Genomic DNA, 19,414 nt, shown 5'->3' on the forward strand with positions numbered 1-19,414 from the left:
ACGAGGCTGTTTCCTACGGGAAACAGTCTTTTTTTTGCTGGGAGCATGACTACAAATGGAGATATGCACATAGTGTAATATGCCGGAGATGAATGATTGTGAAGATCATTAATTTTTTGACGCGGCTTGACCGATAAAAAATAAAGGCAATGCCCTGAATCTCCCCCTTACATTATCGGGAGAACTGGTTGCACATAGAGAGTGAGGGGTTTGGGTGGAGGTATACCGTTCATTTATCTTTCGTCTGGTGCGCAATTATCTGGTAGGTTCACTCGCAGCCGTATTTGTTGTTGGTACTGTGGTGATGGTCTCTACGCTGCAAATACCAAATGTTGAATATGTGCGTTTGATTCTGATTGTGTTCATTTCCCTTTTGTTTATGCTCGTTGCCGAAGGCATTGCTTTCCGGGTTCAGCTTAGACCAATTAGACAATTTTTCGCTGGGGAGCATCACGAGCGGGCTGAATTGAGCCAAATGTATGAGGTTATTCACCATTTTCCGGGGCGAACCATTTACCGGATCATGGGACCACATCTGCTGGGATTTTCATTGCCAGCTGCCGGGTTAACCCTATGGATGCTTGCAGTGGGTTGGTTGGACTTCCCAACAAACTATGTTGCTGTAGCAGCGGCCTGTGCCATGTTGATTGCCATCATGCATGCGTTAATTGAATATTTTCTGACCGTTCGGGCGATCAGACCACTTCTGATGGAGGCGCGCCGCCGAGGTAAACAGCAATATGGCACCGAGCCGTCATTGGGAGGACGTGTGCTGGTATCCATTCAACGGAAATTTCAGCTGAGCACAGCCCTCATTGGACTATTTCCATTGTGTTTATTTTTCCTAGCTACGTTTATCAGGCTTCAGTATATGGATCAGGAATTTGCGAAAGAGTATATCCTGTGGGGAATCATCGTTGTTGTGTTGGGGGCGGGCTTTGCCCTGGTAGGCAGCTGGTTGCTGATCCGGGATGTGCGTGATCCGGTCGCAGAATTAACAAAAGAGATGAACCGAATTCAGGAAGGGGACCTGGGCAGAAGAGCACCCGACCTTTATGCGGATGAATTTTCGGCACTTATTTCCGGGTTTAATATGATGATTAATCGGCTGGAGATGAGGCAGGAACGTAATCGGCAGCTGCTGCAGAGTTATTTTTCCACGCTGGCTGCTGCACTGGATGCGAGGGATAAGTATACGGCCGGACATTCCATGCGGGTGGCCGAGTATTCACTCATGATCGGCAAACTGAGTGGTATGAGTGAGGAGCAAGCAGATTTGCTGTACAAATCTGCCCTTCTTCATGATATTGGTAAAATCGGAGTGCCTGATGAGGTTTTGCTCAAGGACGGGAAACTCAGTGAGGAAGAATTCGCAATCATTCAGACCCACCCGGTATTGGGCGAGAGCATTTTATTACAGATCGAACCGATGGATGCAATGGCTGATTTTTTGCCGGGTGTGCGGTCTCATCATGAACGTTACGATGGAAAAGGGTATCCGGATGGCAAAGCAGGCCTCGAAATTCCGCTCTTCGGGCGGATTATTGCCGTTGCGGATGCCTTTGATGCCATGACCTCGGATCGTCCATATCGTAACGGCATGAGTCATGAGAAAGCGCTATCTATCCTGGAAGAAGGAAAAGGGACCCAATGGGACCCTTATTTTGCAGGCTTGTTTATAGAAGAGTGGAGAAGGAAAGAGCATCTCCACGGTTCTTCGGAGCGAGGGGTCAGTTGATCCCCTCGGTCCACTTTGAATCTTTCCGGCGCCGCCGGTATAAGGACAGTCCGGTAATAATGGTGAAGATGCACTCACCAAGGATGATTGCGCCCAGAGCATCATAGATCACATGCTGCTTAATCAGCAGGGTAGATAGAACAATTAGTGTTGCCCCAGCTGCTACGAGTAGTTTGACATAACGGCGAATGCTCTGCACCGAGAGGACTGCTCGCATAACAAGATAGGAATGAAGTGCATGAATGCTTGGGAAGCAATTATAAGGGCGATCCTGGCTATAGAGCCATCCCAGGACGGATGCGCCGAGGCCCGTACCTGTGATTTCTGGTCTAGGAACACTGGTCTGAAAGTTGAAATAAATCAGATAACAGATCCAGACGCAGATGTTCATGGACAGCAGTACGCGATAATAGGTAAGTCTGTCTTTGGCACATAGGTATGCCAATACACCGAACACAAACGGGTACCAGCCCAGATAAGGAAGGGACATTCCGGGTACGAAAGGAATGAGCCGATCGATCGGTGAATTGAGCACTGCGAATCCGCGCTCAGGGCTGTTAAGAACATCATATAACAGTCCCATGACAGCCAGAGAAAGCATCAAGCTTAATGACAGCCAGTAGGATTTGCTTTTTAACGTTTGCACTACAACGTTTCTCCTTTCAATCCAAATCCGTCAAGGAAGTGGATCACAGCGATAAATTAAACAACACTATATTCTACTATGTTTCGAGCACAAATTGAATCCGAATTTGTGTATTTTTGTGTATTTTTTTGACGTGCCAAGAATGTCGAAGGCTGTATGGGCATGATATGATAGAAGTACATACGGACAAATGGTGTGTCTACGAACAAATCGGGGCAACAGGAGTGAGTGAATGCAATTTTCTAAGATGTTCGTATTAAATATGGGGATGCTCATCACCATAGCCTATCTGGCTAGTGTGTTCTATAAATACATTGTGATACGTGCATCCTCCAGATTTAAACAATGGAGCTCTGTACTGGTTCTTATTTTCGCAGGTTGGATTAGTACGGTATTTGGCTTTCAGTTAACCGATGAAGTGATTTTTGATCTCCGGTTTGTTCCATTAATCATTGCTGTTCTGACTTTCAGGCAGTCCTATAGTTTAATTATTATTGGTGCCGGGATCGGCTTGACCCGATTGACCTTTGGTATTAATGAAGCTACGCTCGCGGGTCTGGGTATCATGACCATCCTTGGAGTGGTATGTGCTGGGTTAAATATATGGATGAGACGCAGTGATTACAGACTCATTATCAAGGGTGTGCTGGTTATTGTCATCGTCAATGTCGTCAACAGCATCAATATTGCCCTGCTTGGTGTCGTTCCTCCAGCGTATTTTTTCTCCCATATTATGCCCTACACGCTTCCTACCGGTATTTTACTTAGTCTTATTTTTGCTTTTATCCTGCGGGACTTCCAGAATGAACGGAATCGAATTCTGCTTATTCAACGTACCAACCGCTTATTGTCTGTGCAGAAGGAAGAGCTGCAGAGCGCCAAAATTGTACTGGAAGAGCGCGCCAAGCAGTTGATGCTGGCTTCGCAGTACAAGTCTGAATTTCTCGCCAACATGTCGCATGAGCTGCGTACACCGCTCAACAGTGTGATTAACTTTGCCCAGATGATTAGTGAAAACAGCGAAACGATGGACCAGGAGGATATTGCTCGGTTTGCAGCGATGATAGACCAATCCGGCCAGGAACTGCTTACGTTGATTAACGATATTTTGGATTTGTCAAAAGTGGAGGCTGGGCGGCTTGATATCGTATATGAGGATATTAGTGTGTCGCAGCTCGTTGAAGACGTAATGAGTCACTTCCAGTTGGTGGCTGAGAAAAAAGGAATTCAACTGCTGATGGAGAAATCGCCTGACGCACCAGACACAATGTGGTCTGACCCACAGCGCGTGCAGCAAATTTTGCGTAATCTGATGTCCAATGCTATCAAGTTTACGCATAAAGGAGCTGTACATTTGACGGTGAGCACCGAACAGTGGGACGAGCCTGAACGTTCGGGGAAATGGCTGGTCTTCTCGGTTAAAGACACGGGAATCGGCATTCCTGCAGATAAGCACCACTCCATTTTCGAAGCTTTCCAGCAAGCAGATGGGTCGATCAGCCGCAAATTTGGCGGCACAGGACTTGGCCTGTCCATCAGCCGGGATTTGGCGCGTTTGCTGGACGGATCAATCCAGCTTGAAAGTGTTGAAGGCAAGGGAAGTACCTTCCGGCTTTACCTTCCTCTAAACCATGAAAAAATGAGTTGACAACCATCTTGCTGTGAGTAGAATTTGTGGTGATAACTAGCATCGGCCGGCAGTCAAAACCCGGTCTAAGGAGTGTATCCCCATACAGAAGATGGTCAAAGTTAACCCTCCCTCGTTTGCTGGCAAACGTCGCAAGGGTTCGACACAACGCATCAACTTATCGATCGCAACATGGGAGGGTGTACCGGCAATTATATTGCAAACATTGCTGGGTGGACCATTCTTAACGGGATTTCTGCTGTATCTTGGGGCCGGGTCAAGACACATTGGTTTTGTACTCGCCATAACCACGTTTGTGAATATTGCCCAGATTGGAGCAGCCTTCTGGATGCAGCGTATTCGCAGCCGGAAACGCATGCTGCTGTTATTCGTTGGGGTACACCGCATACTGTGGAGCGCCACCGGATTAATACCCTTCCTCTTCCCCAAAGAGTGGTGGGTAGGCGTTTACATTGGAATGTACACGGTTGCATTCATATCCAATACCATCGGGGGCATGATCTGGACCTCTCTGATTGGGGACATCGTACATGCCAAAGTGAGGGGACGTTATTTCGGCATTCGGAATACAATCCTGAATGCACTTGGAAGCGTATGTTTGTTTGTGGGAGGTATCGTTTTGGACCGTTTTCCGGGCGAGATGGGGTTCCTGATTCTGTTTATTCCGGTATGGATCTGTGCGATAGCGAATATCGTTATTTATTTCTTTTATCCGGATGTTCCCTTTGAACGTTCGACCGAGACGGTTTTCTGGCGGATGCTGAAGAAGCCGTTTCAGGATCGGTCTTTTCTGAAGGCTGCCCTATTTCTGGCGGTTTGGTTATGGATTCAGACTCTGATTGTTCCGCTGTATTCGTATGTAATGCTTGACTTGCTTAACATTAATTATCAGATGGTTTCTCTCATTACGGTAGTACAGACCATCGTCATGATGGCCGGATTCTATATTTGGGGTAATCTGAACGCACGATTCAGCAACAAAACTTTATTATTTTGGACATTGCCGATCATCGCACTCTCCTGTTTATCCTGGGGTTTGATGTCGTTCATGCCCGTATTGGTAGCGCTCTTTTTGTCTCATATCTTTTTGGGTATTGGTGTCGGAGGCTTTAATCAGCTGGCCTTCAACTTTACGATTGGAGATACACCTAAAAGTGAAAGACCGATGTTCGTCGCCGTTTATTCAGCCTTAACGGGGGTAACGTCGTTCCTCGGACCGCTGATTGGCGGTTGGTTGTATGAGAAAATGGAAGAATGGCCGGAGACGCTAAATTGGATGGCTGCCTATGGGTTTCAGGTAGGTATTGGTGTCGCCATGCTGCTTCTTGCTTTTACGCTGGGACGCCGGGTGCTTCTGAAATCGTAATCACAGGTGAAATGGAGGGATGAGTATGGAAATTAGCGGGCGAAAGGCCGTTGTGATCGGGGCCACAGGTCTGGTGGGCAGCTTGCTCGTCCATCGTTTGCTTCGGCAACCCGAATATGGATTAGTTCGTATTCTGGTCAGGAAGCGACTGGAACTTGAGCATCCCAAGCTTGAACAATATGTGGTGGATTGGGATCAACTGGGGGACGTCAAGGATTTGTTTCACCATATGGATGACTTATACTGCTGTTTGGGCACGACGATCAAAAAAGCAGGCAGTCAGGAAAATTTCCGCAAGGTCGATCTTCACTATCCGATAGAGGCGGCCAAACTTGCGAATGAGCAAGGGGTGTCCCAGATGCTGGTGATTTCCTCCATGGGGGCGAATGCGGCCTCGCGAGTGTTTTATAGTCGAACCAAAGGGGAGATGGAGCAAGCTCTATCCTCGGTTGGCTTCCGCTCTTTGCATATCTTCAGACCATCTCTGATCTTGGGTGACCGCGGTGAAAAACGTGTTGGGGAACAGCTTGCCGCCCACCTGATGACGTTCATGGATCGCTGGATGAAGGGGAAAGCTGCCAAATACCGTGCGGTACATGCTTCAACCATCGCCAGGGCTATGATTAATATTGCGCTTGTCAGGGCCAAAGGCAACCATGTCTACTCCAATGAAGTGATTCATGCACTTGGAACAGAGAATTCCTGAGATGTTTCTTGCCAAGAGAAGATCATGATATAATAGGCTTCAAAACTTGAGAACATGAAGGAGAACCAGCCCATGAAAAAACCAATTTCTACAGATCAGGCTCCAGGTGCTATCGGTCCATACAGCCAGGCTGTTGCTGCAGGTGACTTTGTCTACACATCCGGTCAGCTTGGCCTGAATCCCCAAACGGGAGAGTTTGGCGCAGATGTTCAGGAACAGACCCGCTTGTCCTTAAGTAACGTAAAAGCAATTTTGGAAGCGGCAGGCACAAGCATGGATAAAGTCGTAAAAACGACTGTATTCCTGAAAGACATGAACGATTTTGTTCCTGTGAATGAGGTATACAGCACATTTTTCGAACAGCCTTACCCGGCACGTAGTGCGGTTGAAGTAGCTCGTTTGCCGAAGGATGCGCTTGTGGAGATCGAAGTTATCGCTCTGAAATAGAACGGGAACACCCTTTTCTGAGTGTTACAATACATAAAAAGCCGATTCCGAATGAGTTGACCGGAATCGGCTTTTTTTCAACGACGTTTACAATGGACTCTTTCCACTTAATCACGGTCTTGGTTACGGGCGAAGAAGAGATATACGGCATAGATCGCAAGCAAGATTGCAAGGATAATCGCCGTATAATAGACAGAGGAAACATCCTTCTGTTTAAGGGCGATGGCAATGTATGCCCATGTAAAGACAAGAGGGTAGATGCTGTCCCGATAAGGGAAGCTCACCAGTACAGCCAGCACAAGACCTACAATCAGCATGATGATCGTCCAGGTAGGTTCGCTGATACCGAAACCATCCCAGCCGATTTTGTATAATAGAACAGCCGCATTTATAATGGTCGCGACACTAACCCATCCAAGATAGATGCTGAATGGCAGTTTAACCAGCCAAATCTCCGCTGTTGTTGGGAGGGTGATGGCACGTGTTTTGAGATACAGCATGATCAGGCACAGCAGAAGCAATACAATAATAAGCAGGGCGAGGCCTGTCTGAAGATTTTGAAAAGCGAAGATCCAAGCTACGTTAAAGACGCAGCTTGCTAGAAACCAGTAACCGAGCCGGGTGATGGAATCCCTTTTAAACGATGACGGAAGAAACTGATAGATCACGAAGCCTGCAAGCAGCAGATAGATCAATCCCCAGATGGAGAAGGCGTACCCTGAAGGTGTAAGCAGCACGGGATACATATCGGATACTTCCTTGTTGGTCCTCCCGCCGATGGGTAGAGAATTCGACAGGTAGTTTACAACGATAACTGCGATAAAGCCAATCGCATTTAACCATTTGTACGGATTGTTACGAGACATTGTACATCCTCCTTGGTTTACAAAAGAATAAATGAACCGCGGGTCAGTCTACAATGAATATACCCAATTCTTCCACATTCTAATTAGGAGCCGCAAAAAATTCACAGGATTCATGACAGGATAACCTGTATTTCCTTCACAGGCTGAATCATGCTCTGTCCAATGTACGCTTAATGAAAAAGGAATATGCTTCAAATAAGGAGGTTGAAGTTTGCTTACGAGAGAGACGATGGAAAAGCAGCAAACCTGGTTCTATGTTGCAGCACTGCTCATTGGTGCAGCCATTGGCCTGGGAAACGCTGAGTGGGGATCTGCTTTGCATTACTCAGTGTCACCCGTGCTGGCCATTTTGCTATACAGCATGTTTTCACAGATTCCTTTTTTGCAGTTAAAACAATCGTTATCCAACCTCAGGTTTATCGGCGCTGTTCTAACAGCCAATTTTATCGTTGTACCTGTGATTGTATCGTTGCTAACGTGGATATTCCCGCAATCGCCTGCGGTTCTCATCGGTGTGTATCTGGTTTTGTTAACCCCGTGCATCGATTATGTCATTGTTTTTACCCAGCTTGGACGTGGGAATGAAAAGCTTATGCTGGCTGTAACGCCAATCTTGTTTGTGGTGCAGATGCTGTTACTGCCTTTGTATTTGTGGTTACTGATCGGGAAGGAGACGGCCCAGCTGATGAAGGTGGGGCCATTTGTGGAAGCATTCCTGTTTCTCATTGTTATACCACTGATTCTCGCAATCCTTACTCAAGTGTGGGCGAGGGAAAAAGCCGGTGGAGAACGGATAATGAATGCAGCAGCGTGGCTGCCTGTTCCGATGATGGCGCTAGCATTAATGGTGGTGGTTTCATCGCAGATTGGCAAGGTGTATTCAGACTTCTCCATTATTGTGAATGTAATTCCTATTTACGTGGCTTTTCTTATATTGATGCCATTTCTGTCCCGCTTGGTGGCGCTTCTGTTCCGATTGGACATCGGTGCCGGACGTGCGCTGATCTTCAGCTCGGCCACCCGCAATTCGCTCGTCGTGCTGCCGCTGGCGCTTGCACTCCCGGAAGAATGGGCTACAATTGCTGCTGCAGCCATCGTAACCCAAACCATTGTCGAATTAGCGGGAGAGTTAATCTACATTCGTTGGGTGCCTTCATTTTTCATTAAAGATAAATGAGATAATCATTTAGGTTATGCTTCGCTTACAAGGTGAGGCAGCTATTCTCTCAAGCTCGTCGGTCACTTCCTCTATGGATTTGCGCGTGTCGATCTCAAACGTAGATCCGGCACGCAGCAGTGGCTCTACCGTATGCACATAATGAATAATTTCTTCTCGTTCAGCCATGGTCTTCCCGTAAGGATTATTCTCACGGGAAGATATTCGTTCCAAGATAACTTCAAGTGGCGCACTTAATAAGACAATTGCATCAAAGAGGGAGTAAAATTTGCCTTGGTTAGAAACTGTACCTGAAATAAATAGCGCTCCTTCGTTATGCCCTGCAAGAAGTGCCATGATCCGTTCTTCATTCCATAACCAACCGGTGCTATCTGTGTGCTCGCTCCATTCCCCATAATCGGTGTCCACCACACGATACCCTTTTCTGGCCAGTTCGGCCAAAGCTGTTGACTTTCCCGTACCAGACATTCCTGTAATCAAAATCAGCCTTTTCATTTTACTAGGTATTCGCCTCCGTTAACGTTTTACGATATTCTCCGGGGGTTAAGCCTTCCATCTTTTTAAACACTTTGCTGAAGTACTTCTCGTCCTGGTATCCAACCATTTCTGAAATTTTTACGATTCGTAGTGAAGGATTCTGGAGGAGCAGTTTGGCATTGTTGATTCGCAGTTTCCCCAAATATTCGGACCAGTTCAAACCGAACTGCTGTTTGAATTTGCGAGATATATACTCTCGGCTGAGATAGAACCGTGCAGCGATCTGCTGCAGGGACAGATCCTCTTGATAATGGGCATCTGTGTAACGCGCAATATCGGTCATCGGATCAGAATGGGTATTGGGTTGAAAAGTAAGAGCTTTCCCCGCTGCCAGCAGTCGCTGTTCCAGCAGAGACCGAAGCAGTGGCAAGGACAGCAGCCCTTCGGAGTCCAGTGGTAATTCCGCAAAGGGGATAGACAGTTCCTCCACTGCATCCTCATCGCTTGCTGGCGGAGAGTCTGCCGCATCATCAAGCCACCGCCCAAGGATCCATTCCAGTTCTTCCATCCACTGATGAACCTGTTCGGCGGAGATGATCTGAAGCTGCGTTATGGGCTCGATCCACTCTGCCACAGCAGTGGTTACACTGGAAGCACGCCCACTCATTGAGGCAAGCCGCATGGATTCTTCATAAGCATTTAAACGTAAACCTTTATTATTCCCTGAGGAAGTCTCTAGAGAATCGTGGAATCTTTGAGCGTTCTGGAGCGTATTGCGCCTCCATAACCGAAGGCTGGCTTCCTGATAGGCAGCCGCGATTCCGGAAGGATAGGATTCGCACGCGGAGACACCAAAGTGAAGCCGGCGCTGAATGGTTTGCTGCAATCCATCGTTTATCTTCTCAAGCAAAGGGCGAAGAGCAGTACAGCTTCCCCAGTGCAATATTACGATCTCATCAGGCTGATCCAAGTGGCGGAATGCTACGCCTTCCTCAGGTGTGGATAACATCTCGGCGCAAATATTCAGAACAGAGAATACAAGCAGATCGGGATGGCTGCGGTATTTGGCCAGACATTCTGCGTCCAAATGGGACAGGCTGGTGACAGCTATATTGCAATTTCCAGCCTTCACCGGAAGATTCAGCTCATCCCTCAGCCGCTGAATTTGAGCTTGACCATTGCCGCGTCCAGCGACAAGCTCTGTCAGCAGCCTGTCATGATAGTGGGGTCGCATGCGGTTAACCACAATGGACTGGCGTGCTGCCTGCATACGAGCGGATTCTTCTTCCTGCCAGGCGCTCACGGCTTTGGATAGGGAAGCATTCAGCTCATCCGCTTCTACGGGCTTGAGCAGATAATCCATGCCCCCGTAGCGAATCGCATGCCGGACAAGCTCAAAATCGTCATACCCACTGATAACCAGTACCTTGCTCTGCGGAGCGTGAACCGATATCCATTCGAGCAGGGCCATGCCATCCTGACCGGGCATGCGCATGTCACTAAGAACAATCTCCGGTTGGTGGGCTGAGATCGCTGCTGCCGCTTCATGGCCGTCTGCGGCTTCGAGGAGGGTATCTATCCCCAGGTCATCCCAATGCCCAAGCAGCCGGATCGCGTCGCGAACGTGCTTTTCATCATCAACAATAAGTGCTTTCATGTTGTTCACTCCCCCGCGTAAATGTTGAGCTTAATCATGACACCGTGTGGTTCCAGATTGCTGATCTCCAGCGTAGCCGTATGCTCCGGCGGCGAGTTCAGTTGGAGCCTGCGCATCACATTCCGTAGGCCGATGGATTCGGATGGGTCAGAATCCTGAGCGGCAAGTCCGGAAGAGGTGTGAATCAGACTTAGCCATCCCTGAATCTCGGACAACTTCTCCTCGGGTATGGGAGGTCCGTTATTCTCCAGTTGAATTTCAATCCAGTGGTCAGATGTCCTGCGACTGCTTATGCGAATGAATCCTTTACCCGGCTGAACATCCGCACCATGCTTGAAATAATTCTCAATCAATGGCTGCAGAGTCATTCTCGGCAGTTCGGTGCGTAACGTATCTTCGGCAAAATCAAGCTGTACCTCAAGGCGGTCGCCAAACCGCTCTTGTTGAAGTTCCAGATACAACCTTGCATGCTCGGCTTCCTCTCGCAGGGTGACACGAGTTTGGTCCCGCATGCTGTAACGCAGCATTTTGGAGAGGGAAGAGAGGAGTACGTACACCCGCTGCCCTTGATGCTGGAGGGCGAGTGTGCCTATGGATTGCAGTGTATTGTATAGAAAATGTGGATGGATCTGCGCCTGCAATGCTTTGAGCTGGTTGGTTTTGTTGGCAATCTCCAGTCGGTATTCTCGCAAAATCAGATTGTTTACCGTATCCATCATATCCCGGAAATGACGCGCAAGTACTCCAATCTCATCCTGGCTCTTAAGCCGAATGTCCACATGCAGACGTCCCGCCTGAATCTGATTCATATACCGCATTAATTGCTTGAGTGGTCCGGTAATGCGGATCGAGATGAACAGGGTAGCCACGATAACGAGTACAAGCGCTGCAATGGCAATCATGGCATTATTCCATGTCAGTGTGGTAGCCCTGGCATATAGCGTCTCATTCGGAATTTGTTTGATGATCGTCCAGTCGGCGAAGGTGCTTCCCATTTGTTGATAGACATACATGGAATGCTCTTGTTCAAAATGTCCTGCAGCGGTGCTGCTTGTTCCCGTTCCGGTCCGTGCTGCATCAAGCTCCCTGGATGCTTCCTGCCTTAATTGATCTGTTCCACTGATCTCAGAACGACCTTGGTATATGATCTGATTCTGACCATCCACGACATAGATTTGTTCCTTCTCCGGATCGTACAGCCTACTGCAGATGGCTGCAATGGTATTCATGTTCAGGTCTATGGCGAGTACCCCCAGGCGCTCGGTTGAGGGCACATCCTTGATTACACGATGTAATGTAATTACTGTTCGTGCAGGATCATCGGCGGAAGCCGCCTTGAAGCCGTAAGTATGACTCATATGCGCTGATTCTACCCATATATCCGGACTCTCACCACCTGTTTTTCCATGAAGGGCGTCAGAATAGGCTTGTTTGCGTTCCTCCCGCTTTGGAAAAGGACTCATAATTAAGGTAGATTGATTGGCTGCAAACGAGTGCAAATAGAGCTGGAACACATCCGGTACAGCTGAGCGAATGGTCTGCAGCGTTGTATACACCTCGGCTACAGCGCGATAATCCCCAGGGATTTTTGCCAGATTACGCAGGAAATTAGGGTCACTGTATACGGCAAGTGATGCTCGGGCCACATTATCCACATAGTTGTTGAGGTTGGTGGATGCCTGATAGATGAGACGTTTGTTCTCGGCAACAGCCTGCTCGCGCAGGGCTGTTTTGGTCTGGATGAATGACATGCTGATGGAAGCCAGCAGGGGAAGTGTGGTGGCTATGAGCATGAAAGCGATTAACTTGGTGCGAATGCTGTAGTATTTTGACATCGGGACACCCCTTCTGGTTGCAGGATAAGAGAGGACAATATTTTACACCCAACTGTTCACGAGGGTCAGTGTTTCCAACCGGAATATTGGGGTTTAATAGAAAAAGAGACCAATTCCATCCATCTATAGAAGGGGAGAACGATATGAAGCATCGCAAATCTTCGCAGCTGTTACAGCAGCTGGTGTTCGTGGGTCCCTCCATCGTGTTCTTTATTCTCATCATCGTGGTCCCTTTCCTGCTGGGAATGTATTACTCCTTTACAGATTGGAACGGGGTGTCAGAGAATATCAATTGGGTAGGGTTCGACAACTTTCTTCATATTTTTGCGAATGATCCCAAGTTCCAAACAGCGTTCTGGTTTACGGTACGTTTTACGGTGGTCGGTGTAGTATTAACCAATATCATCGGTTTTTTCCTGGCGTACTTCCTGACCAAACCGCTTAAGACGAGAAACATTCTGCGCACGATCTTTTTTATGCCTAACGTGATTGGTGGACTGTTGCTCGGCTTTATCTGGCAGTTCATATTTGTGAAAGGGTTTTCAGCAGTTGGTGACGTGACCGGCTGGTCCTTCTTCAACCTCCCTTGGCTGGGAGACGAGCCGACCGCCTTCTGGGGAATCGTCATTGTATTTGTCTGGCAGACCGCAGGTTATCTGATGGTCATCTACATCTCGTCCCTGACCAATGTGTCGCCGGATCTGCTGGAAGCTGCTGAAATTGATGGAGCAAGCCGCTGGCAGGTACTGCGGAGCATCATTCTACCGCTCATTATGCCTGGGGTAACGATCTGTCTGTTCCTGGCGATCTCCTGGTCATTCAAAATGTTTGATCTCAATCTGTCACTGACCAAAGGTGGACCGTTTGGATCAACGGAGTCCGTTGCACTCAACATTTACAACGAGGCATTCGTAAACAACCGTTACGGCATTGGTACGGCGAAAGCACTCATTTTCTTCGTAATCGTTGCGATCATTACGATGATTCAGGTCCGTCTGACGAAGAGCAAGGAGGTAGAGGCATAGATGGAAACGACGAAAAACTATCGCTTCGGTACGATCATAACCGAGATCATCATGGTACTGATTGGACTACTGTTCCTGGTTCCGTTCTACTTCCTGTTTGTCAATTCGGTCAAAACATTTGGTGACCTGCTTACCAATTCGGCAGCATGGCCGGAAGTCTTTCAATGGGGCAACTATGCAAACGCCTGGGAGAAAATCAACTTCCCTTCGGCACTGATGAACTCACTTATCGTTACAGTAGTCAGCAACCTGCTGCTTGTACTGATCAGCTCGATGGCTGCATACCGAATGGTTCGCAGTGATACCCGCTTCAACCGGATTCTGTTCGGCATGTTCATTGCCGCCATGGTGATTCCGTTCCAGTCTATCATGATTCCGCTCGTTACGGTAACCAGTAATCTTGGGCTGATCGACAGTCTGGGAGGATTAATCATCTGTTATCTCGGATTTGGTGCACCCATGTCGGTGTTCCTGTTCCACGGGTTCGTTAAATCGGTCCCGGTTGAGATTGAAGAAGCCGCCCGGGTGGATGGCAGCTCCGTATATGGGGTGTTCTTCCGGATTGTATTCCCGCTGATGAAGCCGATGTATGTCACGGTCATTATCCTGAACACACTCTGGATCTGGAATGACTATCTGCTTCCGTCCCTCATCTTGCAAAGCTCCAACCTGCGTACGATCCCGATTGCGACCTTTGCGCTATTCGGTCAATATACGAAGCAATGGGATCTGGCACTGCCTGCTCTGGTGCTGGGCATCATGCCAATCATTATCTTCTTCCTGCTGATGCAGAAGTACATTATTCAGGGTATTACTGCTGGATCAGTTAAGGGGTAGGAGCGAAGGTGAGGTGCTCAGGGATCATGGGAGTGCGAGGGATAAGGTTGCTTTCGGTCTCATGTGCGCTTTCAATCGCAGTTGCTCCTCGGTGGCCTGATTGAATTAGGGAAGGAAGCCACCGAGTATCAAAGGCGAACGCTCCGCTTTTCCAGCGCATCATGCTCCCTACGCTCCACCTCGCATGGAGGGGGGCAAAAGGAGTCTTGCCCGCATGGCCTGGCCTGACTCCTGGAGGAAAGGGCCAAAAACTAAAAGATGTAGAGCTAGAATAAGTAAGGCCAAGAGGTAAGCAAGGGTAAGAGGGGAACTTCATTTTGGCAGAAATGAGGGATTACACCAAGATCAAGTTCTTAAGAATCTAGCGCATCTTAAAAGGTGAGTAATCAGGGCATGCAAAGATTAACGAACTCCAGTAACGTTATTTAGGTATCAACAAGCATCAGCAATCAAAAATTGCCGGAATAACGTCTCTATAATTCGTTAAACTGCAAACCTGAAGAAACAAAGACAGATAGCATGCGCTCAGTTCGTTGGAAGCTGCCTGCGCCCATGTGGCTGAATCAAACCAACAATTTGGTAAACAGAAACTACTATAGGGAGAGTGTATGTATGAAAAGAATGACAAAGTTGACGTTGCTCATGCTGATTGCTTTTTCGGTAATGCTCGCAGGTTGTGGCAACGGGGACAAAAGCGGTAGTCCGGTGAATACAGATGCTCAAACGGGCGGAGGAGAGGCTGCTGCAGGGGACAAAACCATCAAAATCTTTCAATTCAAAGTCGAAATTGCGGAAGCGCTTAACCGCCTTAAGGCAGAGTATGAATCCTCGCATCCAGGCATCAAGCTGGATATTCAGACCGTTGGTGGCGGCAGTGACTACGGTGCAGCACTGAAAGCCAAGTTTGCCGCAGGCGAACAGCCGGACATTTTCAACGTTGGCGGATACCGCGAACTGGACACTTGGCTTGAATATCTGGAAGACCTGTCAAATGAAGCTTGGACGAAGGACGTGCTTGAGGTAGCCAAAGAGCCAATGACCAAAGATGGTAAACTCTATGGACAGCCGCTGGCACTGGAAGGCTACGGATTCATTTATAACAAAGACCTTTTTGAAAAGGCAGGCATTACTGAAATTCCAACAACATTGGAACAGTTGGATCAGGCAGCTCAGAAACTTCAGGCAGCCGGCATTACACCGTTTTCGAACGGATATCAGGAGTGGTGGGTGCTTGGCAATCATAACGTAAACGTTGCATTTGCGAATCAGGCAGATCCGGTAAAATTCATTCAAGGCCTTAACGAAGGTACAGAGAAAATTCCGGGCAACCAAGTGTTCACAGACTGGATGAACCTGCTCGATTTAACGCTGAAATACAGCAACAAAAACCCGCTTACTACCGACTACAATACACAGGTAACCCTGTTTGCAAGCGGGGAAGCAGCGATGATGCAGCAAGGGAACTGGACTCAAGTGCAGATTGATGGAATTAACCCCGACCTGAATCTCGGTATTCTGCCAATGCCAATTACGAATGAACCGAATGATAAATTGTTTGTAGGTGTACCTAACTATTGGGTTGTAAACAAAAACTCGCAAGTGAAGCCGGAAGCGAAGGAATTCCTGGAATGGCTCGTGACATCGGATATCGGGAAACAGTACATGACCAAAGAGTTCAAATTTATCCCGGCGTTCAGCTCCATTCAGGCCTCGGAAGAGGATTTGGGCGATCTGGCGACAGAGATCATGAAGTACAGTCAGGAAAACAAAACGTTAAGCTGGAACTTCAACCGCTTCCCGGAAGGTGTTCCGCAGGAATACGGCAGCACCATCCAAGCATATGTGGCAGGCAAATCGGATAAAGCCGGATTGCTTGATGCTTTGCAGCAAAACTGGGACAGTCTGAAAAAGTAAAAATTTCAGAATGACGTTTATACGTAAGTGGAATAGGAGATGGACCAGTATCACTAAATGTTATCCACAGAAAACAATATCCACAGGCCATCTAATCCTGTTCGACAATTCACTACAATGACTCATTCCATAGGTCAGCCAGAATATCGTTCTGGTTGGCCTATTTTTTTTTATTTTGAGAACCATCCTGAAAGGATAACATGGCTATCTGTATTTCGATTGTGGATAACAACAATGATTATGAATAGGTAAGCTAAAACTTAGCCTAGTACTGGATACTATATGTGGATATCCTTTGAGCATAAGTGTCTACATATGGATGAGAGCTGTGTATAAGTCAGGCTCGTGTCCTACTCTGCAAAAAAAGAAAACTTGCAACGAAGTATCTAGTACTATATAGTTCTAACTATGACAAATCAAACATCAAGCTCAGGTTCTACCAAACCGAGAAGTGCCAATCCGGTCAACCGGACCAAAGCGGTCGAAGTGGCAGCGCAGTTATTTTTGCGTCAGGGATACAGCTATGTCAGCATGGATGAAGTTGTGCGGGCAAGCGGGGTGTCCAAGTCCAATATTTATTATCATTTTAAAAATAAGGAGGAACTGCTTCAGGCAGTGGTACAATATTGGATCGCCCAGTATGAGTCACAGGTCTATATACTGCTCAGTCAGCGGGAAAGAAGCGTCGAAGAGCGCGTTAACTCGTTTATAGCCACGTTATCGGCAGGCATTGAAGGGCGCAATTTCGAAGGCAGTTGTCCTTTTATAACGCTCTATATGCAGACACCCGCAAGTGCCCCCGACGTGAAGGCCAGTATCTCCCGATTCTTCCGGGAATTGCAGCCCATGATTGAGAAGCTGTTTCAGCAGGGAGTGGACAGTGGAGAATTCCGTGAAGGCATGGATGCAGGGTCAGTATCTTCGCTGTTTGTTGCTGCATTGGAAGGATCTCTGGTTCTGGCTGAGACCGCGCGGGATACCGGGATTATAGAACAATCCGTACGTACATTTTGTCAGATGCTTCGTTAAGCGAAGCTCTTTTTTTGGATTTTACTAGTACTATATAGTTCTAATTAGGAGGAAAGAATAATGAACGTAAATTCTACATACTTAAAAACAACTGACCAGATGCTTACCCATAAGGTGGACTCAAGGGCTGCATCCATTATTTTTATGACAGGTAGCACCGGATTTATTGGCAAGGAGGCAGTAAAGCAGCTGGTCGATGAAAATCTGGAATTGCTGCTGCTTGTCCGTTCAGAATCCAAAGCCAGACAAGGCCTGACTTCATACGGAATATCGGATTTCAGCAGAATTACATTTGTACAAGGAGACTTATCGGTGGAGGGACTCGGTCTTACTGAAGCAGATCGCAGGCGCGTGCTGGAAGCAGACGTCATTATTCATGCTGGAGGAACGATGGATGTCACCCTGGGGCGCAAAGTGGCGGAACGGATATTCATGAATGGAGCGCGAGAGGTTGCCGGGCTGGCTGAAGAGATTCAGCAGATTAAAGGTCTGAGGCATTTCATTCACGTCGTTGGATTCATGAGTCCCTATGGCCTGCGTAATGAGAAAGGAGAAGCCATACCCACTGGCAATGTGGCCCCGAATGAAAGTGCATATGAAGAAATGAAGTTCCACGCCGATCTGTACCTCCGTGAGCATGCTGTAAAAAATCAGTATCCACTTTCTGTTGTAAACCCAAGCACAGTCGTTGGACCGCGCCCTACAGGTGAGACTGAGCAAACTGGCGGTATCGGGCTGCTCATCCAGGCGATGCAAAAAAGACTTATGCCGGTTGTACCTGGAGGTTCGTCTTATTGGTTACCGTTAGTGGAGAATGATGTGGTTGGGCGGACTCTGGTCTTCCTAACCAAAGAGGCGTTCCCAACAGGCGGGACCTATCCACTTCTGGCACGCAAGGAAACCAGTCCCAATATGAAGGAACTTCTTCATCTTCTTGCGAAGCAGCTGGACGTGCCGAAGCCAAAATGGACTGTACCCTTATCCTGGATGCAATTCGCAATGAGATCAGGAGGGGCGCGGATCAGCGGTGTCCCTGCGGAATCGGTTTCCTTTGTTACAGACAGAATATGGAATGTGGAAGGGACGGAAGACTTATTTAAACGCATGGGTCAAACATGGCCCGACATCCGGGAGCAGCTTCCGTCCGTTACGGCGGATCTGGATTATCGCCTGAGCCTTCAACCTTACAAAAATCTCTCTTCCGGTTGGACCCGAACCCGGATAGGGGACCTAGCAGCGCTTGGCTGGGAGGGCGAAGGTGAACCGTGGCTGATCGTGCATGGAATGCTGAATTGTGCAGATGAGATGCTTCCTTTGGGAGAAGTGCTCCATCAGCTGACTGGGAATCCGGTTTGGCTTGTCGATCTGGCAGGGTTCGGACGTTCGGCTGTACATCAAGGGGAGGAGGCCTTTGAGGGTCAGGTGGATGAACTGGTTACAGCCATTGGCGAGTTTGAAGGTCCGATGAAGCTGGTAGGCCATTCCATAGGTGCTGCGATTGCATCTGAGGCGTTGCAGCGCAGCGGACGAACAGATATCCGTCTTGCTTTGCTTCAGCCCGTCGCTCACAATACGAATCCAAACATGCTGCGGTGGATTTCCCGCTTGCCCAGAGGAATAATGCGTACCCTTCTCAGCCGGAGGTCGGAAAAAAGCTGGCGGCACCTGTTAAATCCACACAGCACTCAAGCTGAAGGAAGCATTACGGCATCTGCACTGGCTGGAAGAATCAGGTCCAGTCTGCAGTCCCCCCGAATAGCAGGAGCGCATGCAGGCTTGCTACGATGGATTTACTCCGGCAAAATAAAAGGCAGCACCTCGACGTTTGGGGGGAGCACGTGGAATCGGGCAGACCTCGCCAATAGTGCATTGGTGGTATGGGCTGGCAGAGATACGGAATATCACTACCCTGGAGATTTGAATCCACAATGTAAACGAGTCGATGTCCCTTACGGGCACTATTTTCCGGTCTTTCAATACCGGGAAACGGCAGCGATTCTCGTCAAATGGGCGGAACCTAAACATTGATTTCAGGTTTCAGTCCGA

16 protein-coding genes are annotated in these 19,414 nt (G+C 48.1%); 11 read left to right on the forward strand and 5 right to left on the reverse strand.

Going from position 1 to position 19,414, the window contains the following annotated elements:
• Nucleotides 1–214 precede the first annotated feature (214 nt).
• Nucleotides 215–1,738, forward strand: coding sequence for an HD-GYP domain-containing protein (locus MHB82_RS02555; protein WP_341173736.1), 1,524 nt, complete (start codon nt 215–217; stop codon nt 1,736–1,738).
• Here MHB82_RS02555 and MHB82_RS02560 read toward each other — a convergent pair.
• Nucleotides 1,731–2,384: a phosphatase PAP2 family protein gene (locus MHB82_RS02560; protein WP_095361518.1), complete on the reverse strand. Its 654-nt coding sequence runs from the start codon at nt 2,382–2,384 to the stop codon at nt 1,731–1,733. The two genes, MHB82_RS02555 and MHB82_RS02560, sit on opposite strands and share 8 nt — an antisense overlap.
• A 232-nt stretch (nt 2,385–2,616) precedes the next feature.
• Here MHB82_RS02560 and MHB82_RS02565 point away from each other — a divergent pair, with 232 nt between their 5' ends.
• The 4 genes from MHB82_RS02565 (at nt 2,617) to MHB82_RS02580 (ending at nt 6,551) form a co-directional block, all read left to right on the forward strand.
• Entirely contained in the window at nt 2,617–4,032 is a 1,416-nt protein-coding gene (locus MHB82_RS02565; protein ID WP_110756837.1) for a sensor histidine kinase, read from the forward strand.
• Nucleotides 4,033–4,123: 91 nt separating this feature from the next.
• Nucleotides 4,124–5,398: an MFS transporter gene (locus MHB82_RS02570; protein WP_341173737.1), complete on the forward strand. Its 1,275-nt coding sequence runs from the start codon at nt 4,124–4,126 to the stop codon at nt 5,396–5,398.
• A 19-nt stretch (nt 5,399–5,417) separates the two neighbouring features.
• The gene (locus MHB82_RS02575; protein WP_258377571.1) at nt 5,418–6,104 is read left to right on the forward strand and encodes an oxidoreductase; all 687 of its coding nucleotides are present in this window, start codon (nt 5,418–5,420) and stop codon (nt 6,102–6,104) included.
• 72 nt (nt 6,105–6,176) lie between these two features.
• Complete coding sequence (locus MHB82_RS02580) at nt 6,177–6,551, forward strand: RidA family protein (RefSeq protein WP_095291831.1); 375 nt, start codon at nt 6,177–6,179, stop codon at nt 6,549–6,551.
• Nucleotides 6,552–6,658: 107 nt separating this feature from the next.
• On the opposite strand, the gene MHB82_RS02585 is transcribed toward MHB82_RS02580, so the two are convergent.
• A complete protein-coding gene (locus MHB82_RS02585; RefSeq protein WP_110756845.1) occupies nt 6,659–7,417 on the reverse strand; it encodes a tryptophan-rich sensory protein in 759 nt (252 codons plus the stop codon).
• Nucleotides 7,418–7,646: 229 nt separating this feature from the next.
• Here MHB82_RS02585 and MHB82_RS02590 point away from each other — a divergent pair, with 229 nt between their 5' ends.
• Nucleotides 7,647–8,594, forward strand: coding sequence for an arsenic resistance protein (locus tag MHB82_RS02590; protein WP_181429692.1), 948 nt, complete (start codon nt 7,647–7,649; stop codon nt 8,592–8,594).
• A gap of 9 nt (nt 8,595–8,603) precedes the next feature.
• On the opposite strand, the gene MHB82_RS02595 is transcribed toward MHB82_RS02590, so the two are convergent.
• The 3 genes from MHB82_RS02595 to MHB82_RS02605 are packed head-to-tail and all read right to left on the reverse strand — an operon-like array spanning nt 8,604 to nt 12,563.
• Entirely contained in the window at nt 8,604–9,089 is a 486-nt protein-coding gene (locus tag MHB82_RS02595) for an AAA family ATPase (protein ID WP_220039401.1), read from the reverse strand.
• Between the two features lie 4 nt (nt 9,090–9,093).
• On the reverse strand, nt 9,094–10,728 hold the full coding sequence (locus MHB82_RS02600) for a response regulator (protein ID WP_341173738.1): 1,635 nt from the start codon (nt 10,726–10,728) through the stop codon (nt 9,094–9,096).
• A gap of 5 nt (nt 10,729–10,733) precedes the next feature.
• Nucleotides 10,734–12,563: a sensor histidine kinase gene (locus MHB82_RS02605; protein WP_341173739.1), complete on the reverse strand. Its 1,830-nt coding sequence runs from the start codon at nt 12,561–12,563 to the stop codon at nt 10,734–10,736.
• 143 nt (nt 12,564–12,706) lie between these two features.
• Here MHB82_RS02605 and MHB82_RS02610 point away from each other — a divergent pair, with 143 nt between their 5' ends.
• The 5 genes from MHB82_RS02610 to MHB82_RS02630 all read left to right on the forward strand — a co-directional run bounded on the left by MHB82_RS02610 (nt 12,707) and on the right by MHB82_RS02630 (nt 19,396).
• Nucleotides 12,707–13,588, forward strand: a complete 882-nt coding sequence (locus MHB82_RS02610; protein ID WP_095361509.1) for a carbohydrate ABC transporter permease — start codon at nt 12,707–12,709, stop codon at nt 13,586–13,588.
• Entirely contained in the window at nt 13,589–14,425 is an 837-nt protein-coding gene (locus MHB82_RS02615) for a carbohydrate ABC transporter permease (protein WP_095361508.1), read from the forward strand.
• Nucleotides 14,426–15,037: 612 nt separating this feature from the next.
• Nucleotides 15,038–16,339, forward strand: a complete 1,302-nt coding sequence (locus MHB82_RS02620) for an ABC transporter substrate-binding protein (protein WP_095361507.1) — start codon at nt 15,038–15,040, stop codon at nt 16,337–16,339.
• A gap of 408 nt (nt 16,340–16,747) precedes the next feature.
• Entirely contained in the window at nt 16,748–17,368 is a 621-nt protein-coding gene (locus MHB82_RS02625) for a TetR/AcrR family transcriptional regulator (RefSeq protein ID WP_341173740.1), read from the forward strand.
• 60 nt (nt 17,369–17,428) lie between these two features.
• On the forward strand, nt 17,429–19,396 hold the full coding sequence (locus tag MHB82_RS02630; RefSeq protein WP_341173741.1) for an alpha/beta fold hydrolase: 1,968 nt from the start codon (nt 17,429–17,431) through the stop codon (nt 19,394–19,396).
• Nucleotides 19,397–19,414: the final 18 nt, after the last annotated feature.

Source organism: Paenibacillus sp. FSL K6-2862, from assembly GCF_038005125.1.
GTDB lineage: Bacteria > Bacillota > Bacilli > Paenibacillales > Paenibacillaceae > Paenibacillus > Paenibacillus illinoisensis_A.

What these genes read in the sequence shown, in the direction of transcription:
- MHB82_RS02565 (WP_110756837.1), top strand. Translation starts at nt 2,617, where the DNA reads ATGCAATTTTCTAAGATGTTCGTATTAAATATGGGGATGCTCATCACC.
- MHB82_RS02570 (WP_341173737.1), top strand. Translation starts at nt 4,124, where the DNA reads ATGGTCAAAGTTAACCCTCCCTCGTTTGCTGGCAAACGTCGCAAGGGT.
- MHB82_RS02575 (WP_258377571.1), top strand. Translation starts at nt 5,418, where the DNA reads ATGAGTATGGAAATTAGCGGGCGAAAGGCCGTTGTGATCGGGGCCACA.
- MHB82_RS02580 (WP_095291831.1), top strand. Translation starts at nt 6,177, where the DNA reads ATGAAAAAACCAATTTCTACAGATCAGGCTCCAGGTGCTATCGGTCCA.
- MHB82_RS02585 (WP_110756845.1), bottom strand. Translation starts at nt 7,417, where the DNA reads ATGTCTCGTAACAATCCGTACAAATGGTTAAATGCGATTGGCTTTATC.
- MHB82_RS02590 (WP_181429692.1), top strand. Translation starts at nt 7,647, where the DNA reads ATGGAAAAGCAGCAAACCTGGTTCTATGTTGCAGCACTGCTCATTGGT.
- MHB82_RS02595 (WP_220039401.1), bottom strand. Translation starts at nt 9,089, where the DNA reads ATGAAAAGGCTGATTTTGATTACAGGAATGTCTGGTACGGGAAAGTCA.
- MHB82_RS02600 (WP_341173738.1), bottom strand. Translation starts at nt 10,728, where the DNA reads ATGAAAGCACTTATTGTTGATGATGAAAAGCACGTTCGCGACGCGATC.
- MHB82_RS02605 (WP_341173739.1), bottom strand. Translation starts at nt 12,563, where the DNA reads ATGTCAAAATACTACAGCATTCGCACCAAGTTAATCGCTTTCATGCTC.
- MHB82_RS02610 (WP_095361509.1), top strand. Translation starts at nt 12,707, where the DNA reads ATGAAGCATCGCAAATCTTCGCAGCTGTTACAGCAGCTGGTGTTCGTG.
- MHB82_RS02615 (WP_095361508.1), top strand. Translation starts at nt 13,589, where the DNA reads ATGGAAACGACGAAAAACTATCGCTTCGGTACGATCATAACCGAGATC.
- MHB82_RS02620 (WP_095361507.1), top strand. Translation starts at nt 15,038, where the DNA reads ATGAAAAGAATGACAAAGTTGACGTTGCTCATGCTGATTGCTTTTTCG.
- MHB82_RS02625 (WP_341173740.1), top strand. Translation starts at nt 16,748, where the DNA reads ATGACAAATCAAACATCAAGCTCAGGTTCTACCAAACCGAGAAGTGCC.
- MHB82_RS02630 (WP_341173741.1), top strand. Translation starts at nt 17,429, where the DNA reads ATGAACGTAAATTCTACATACTTAAAAACAACTGACCAGATGCTTACC.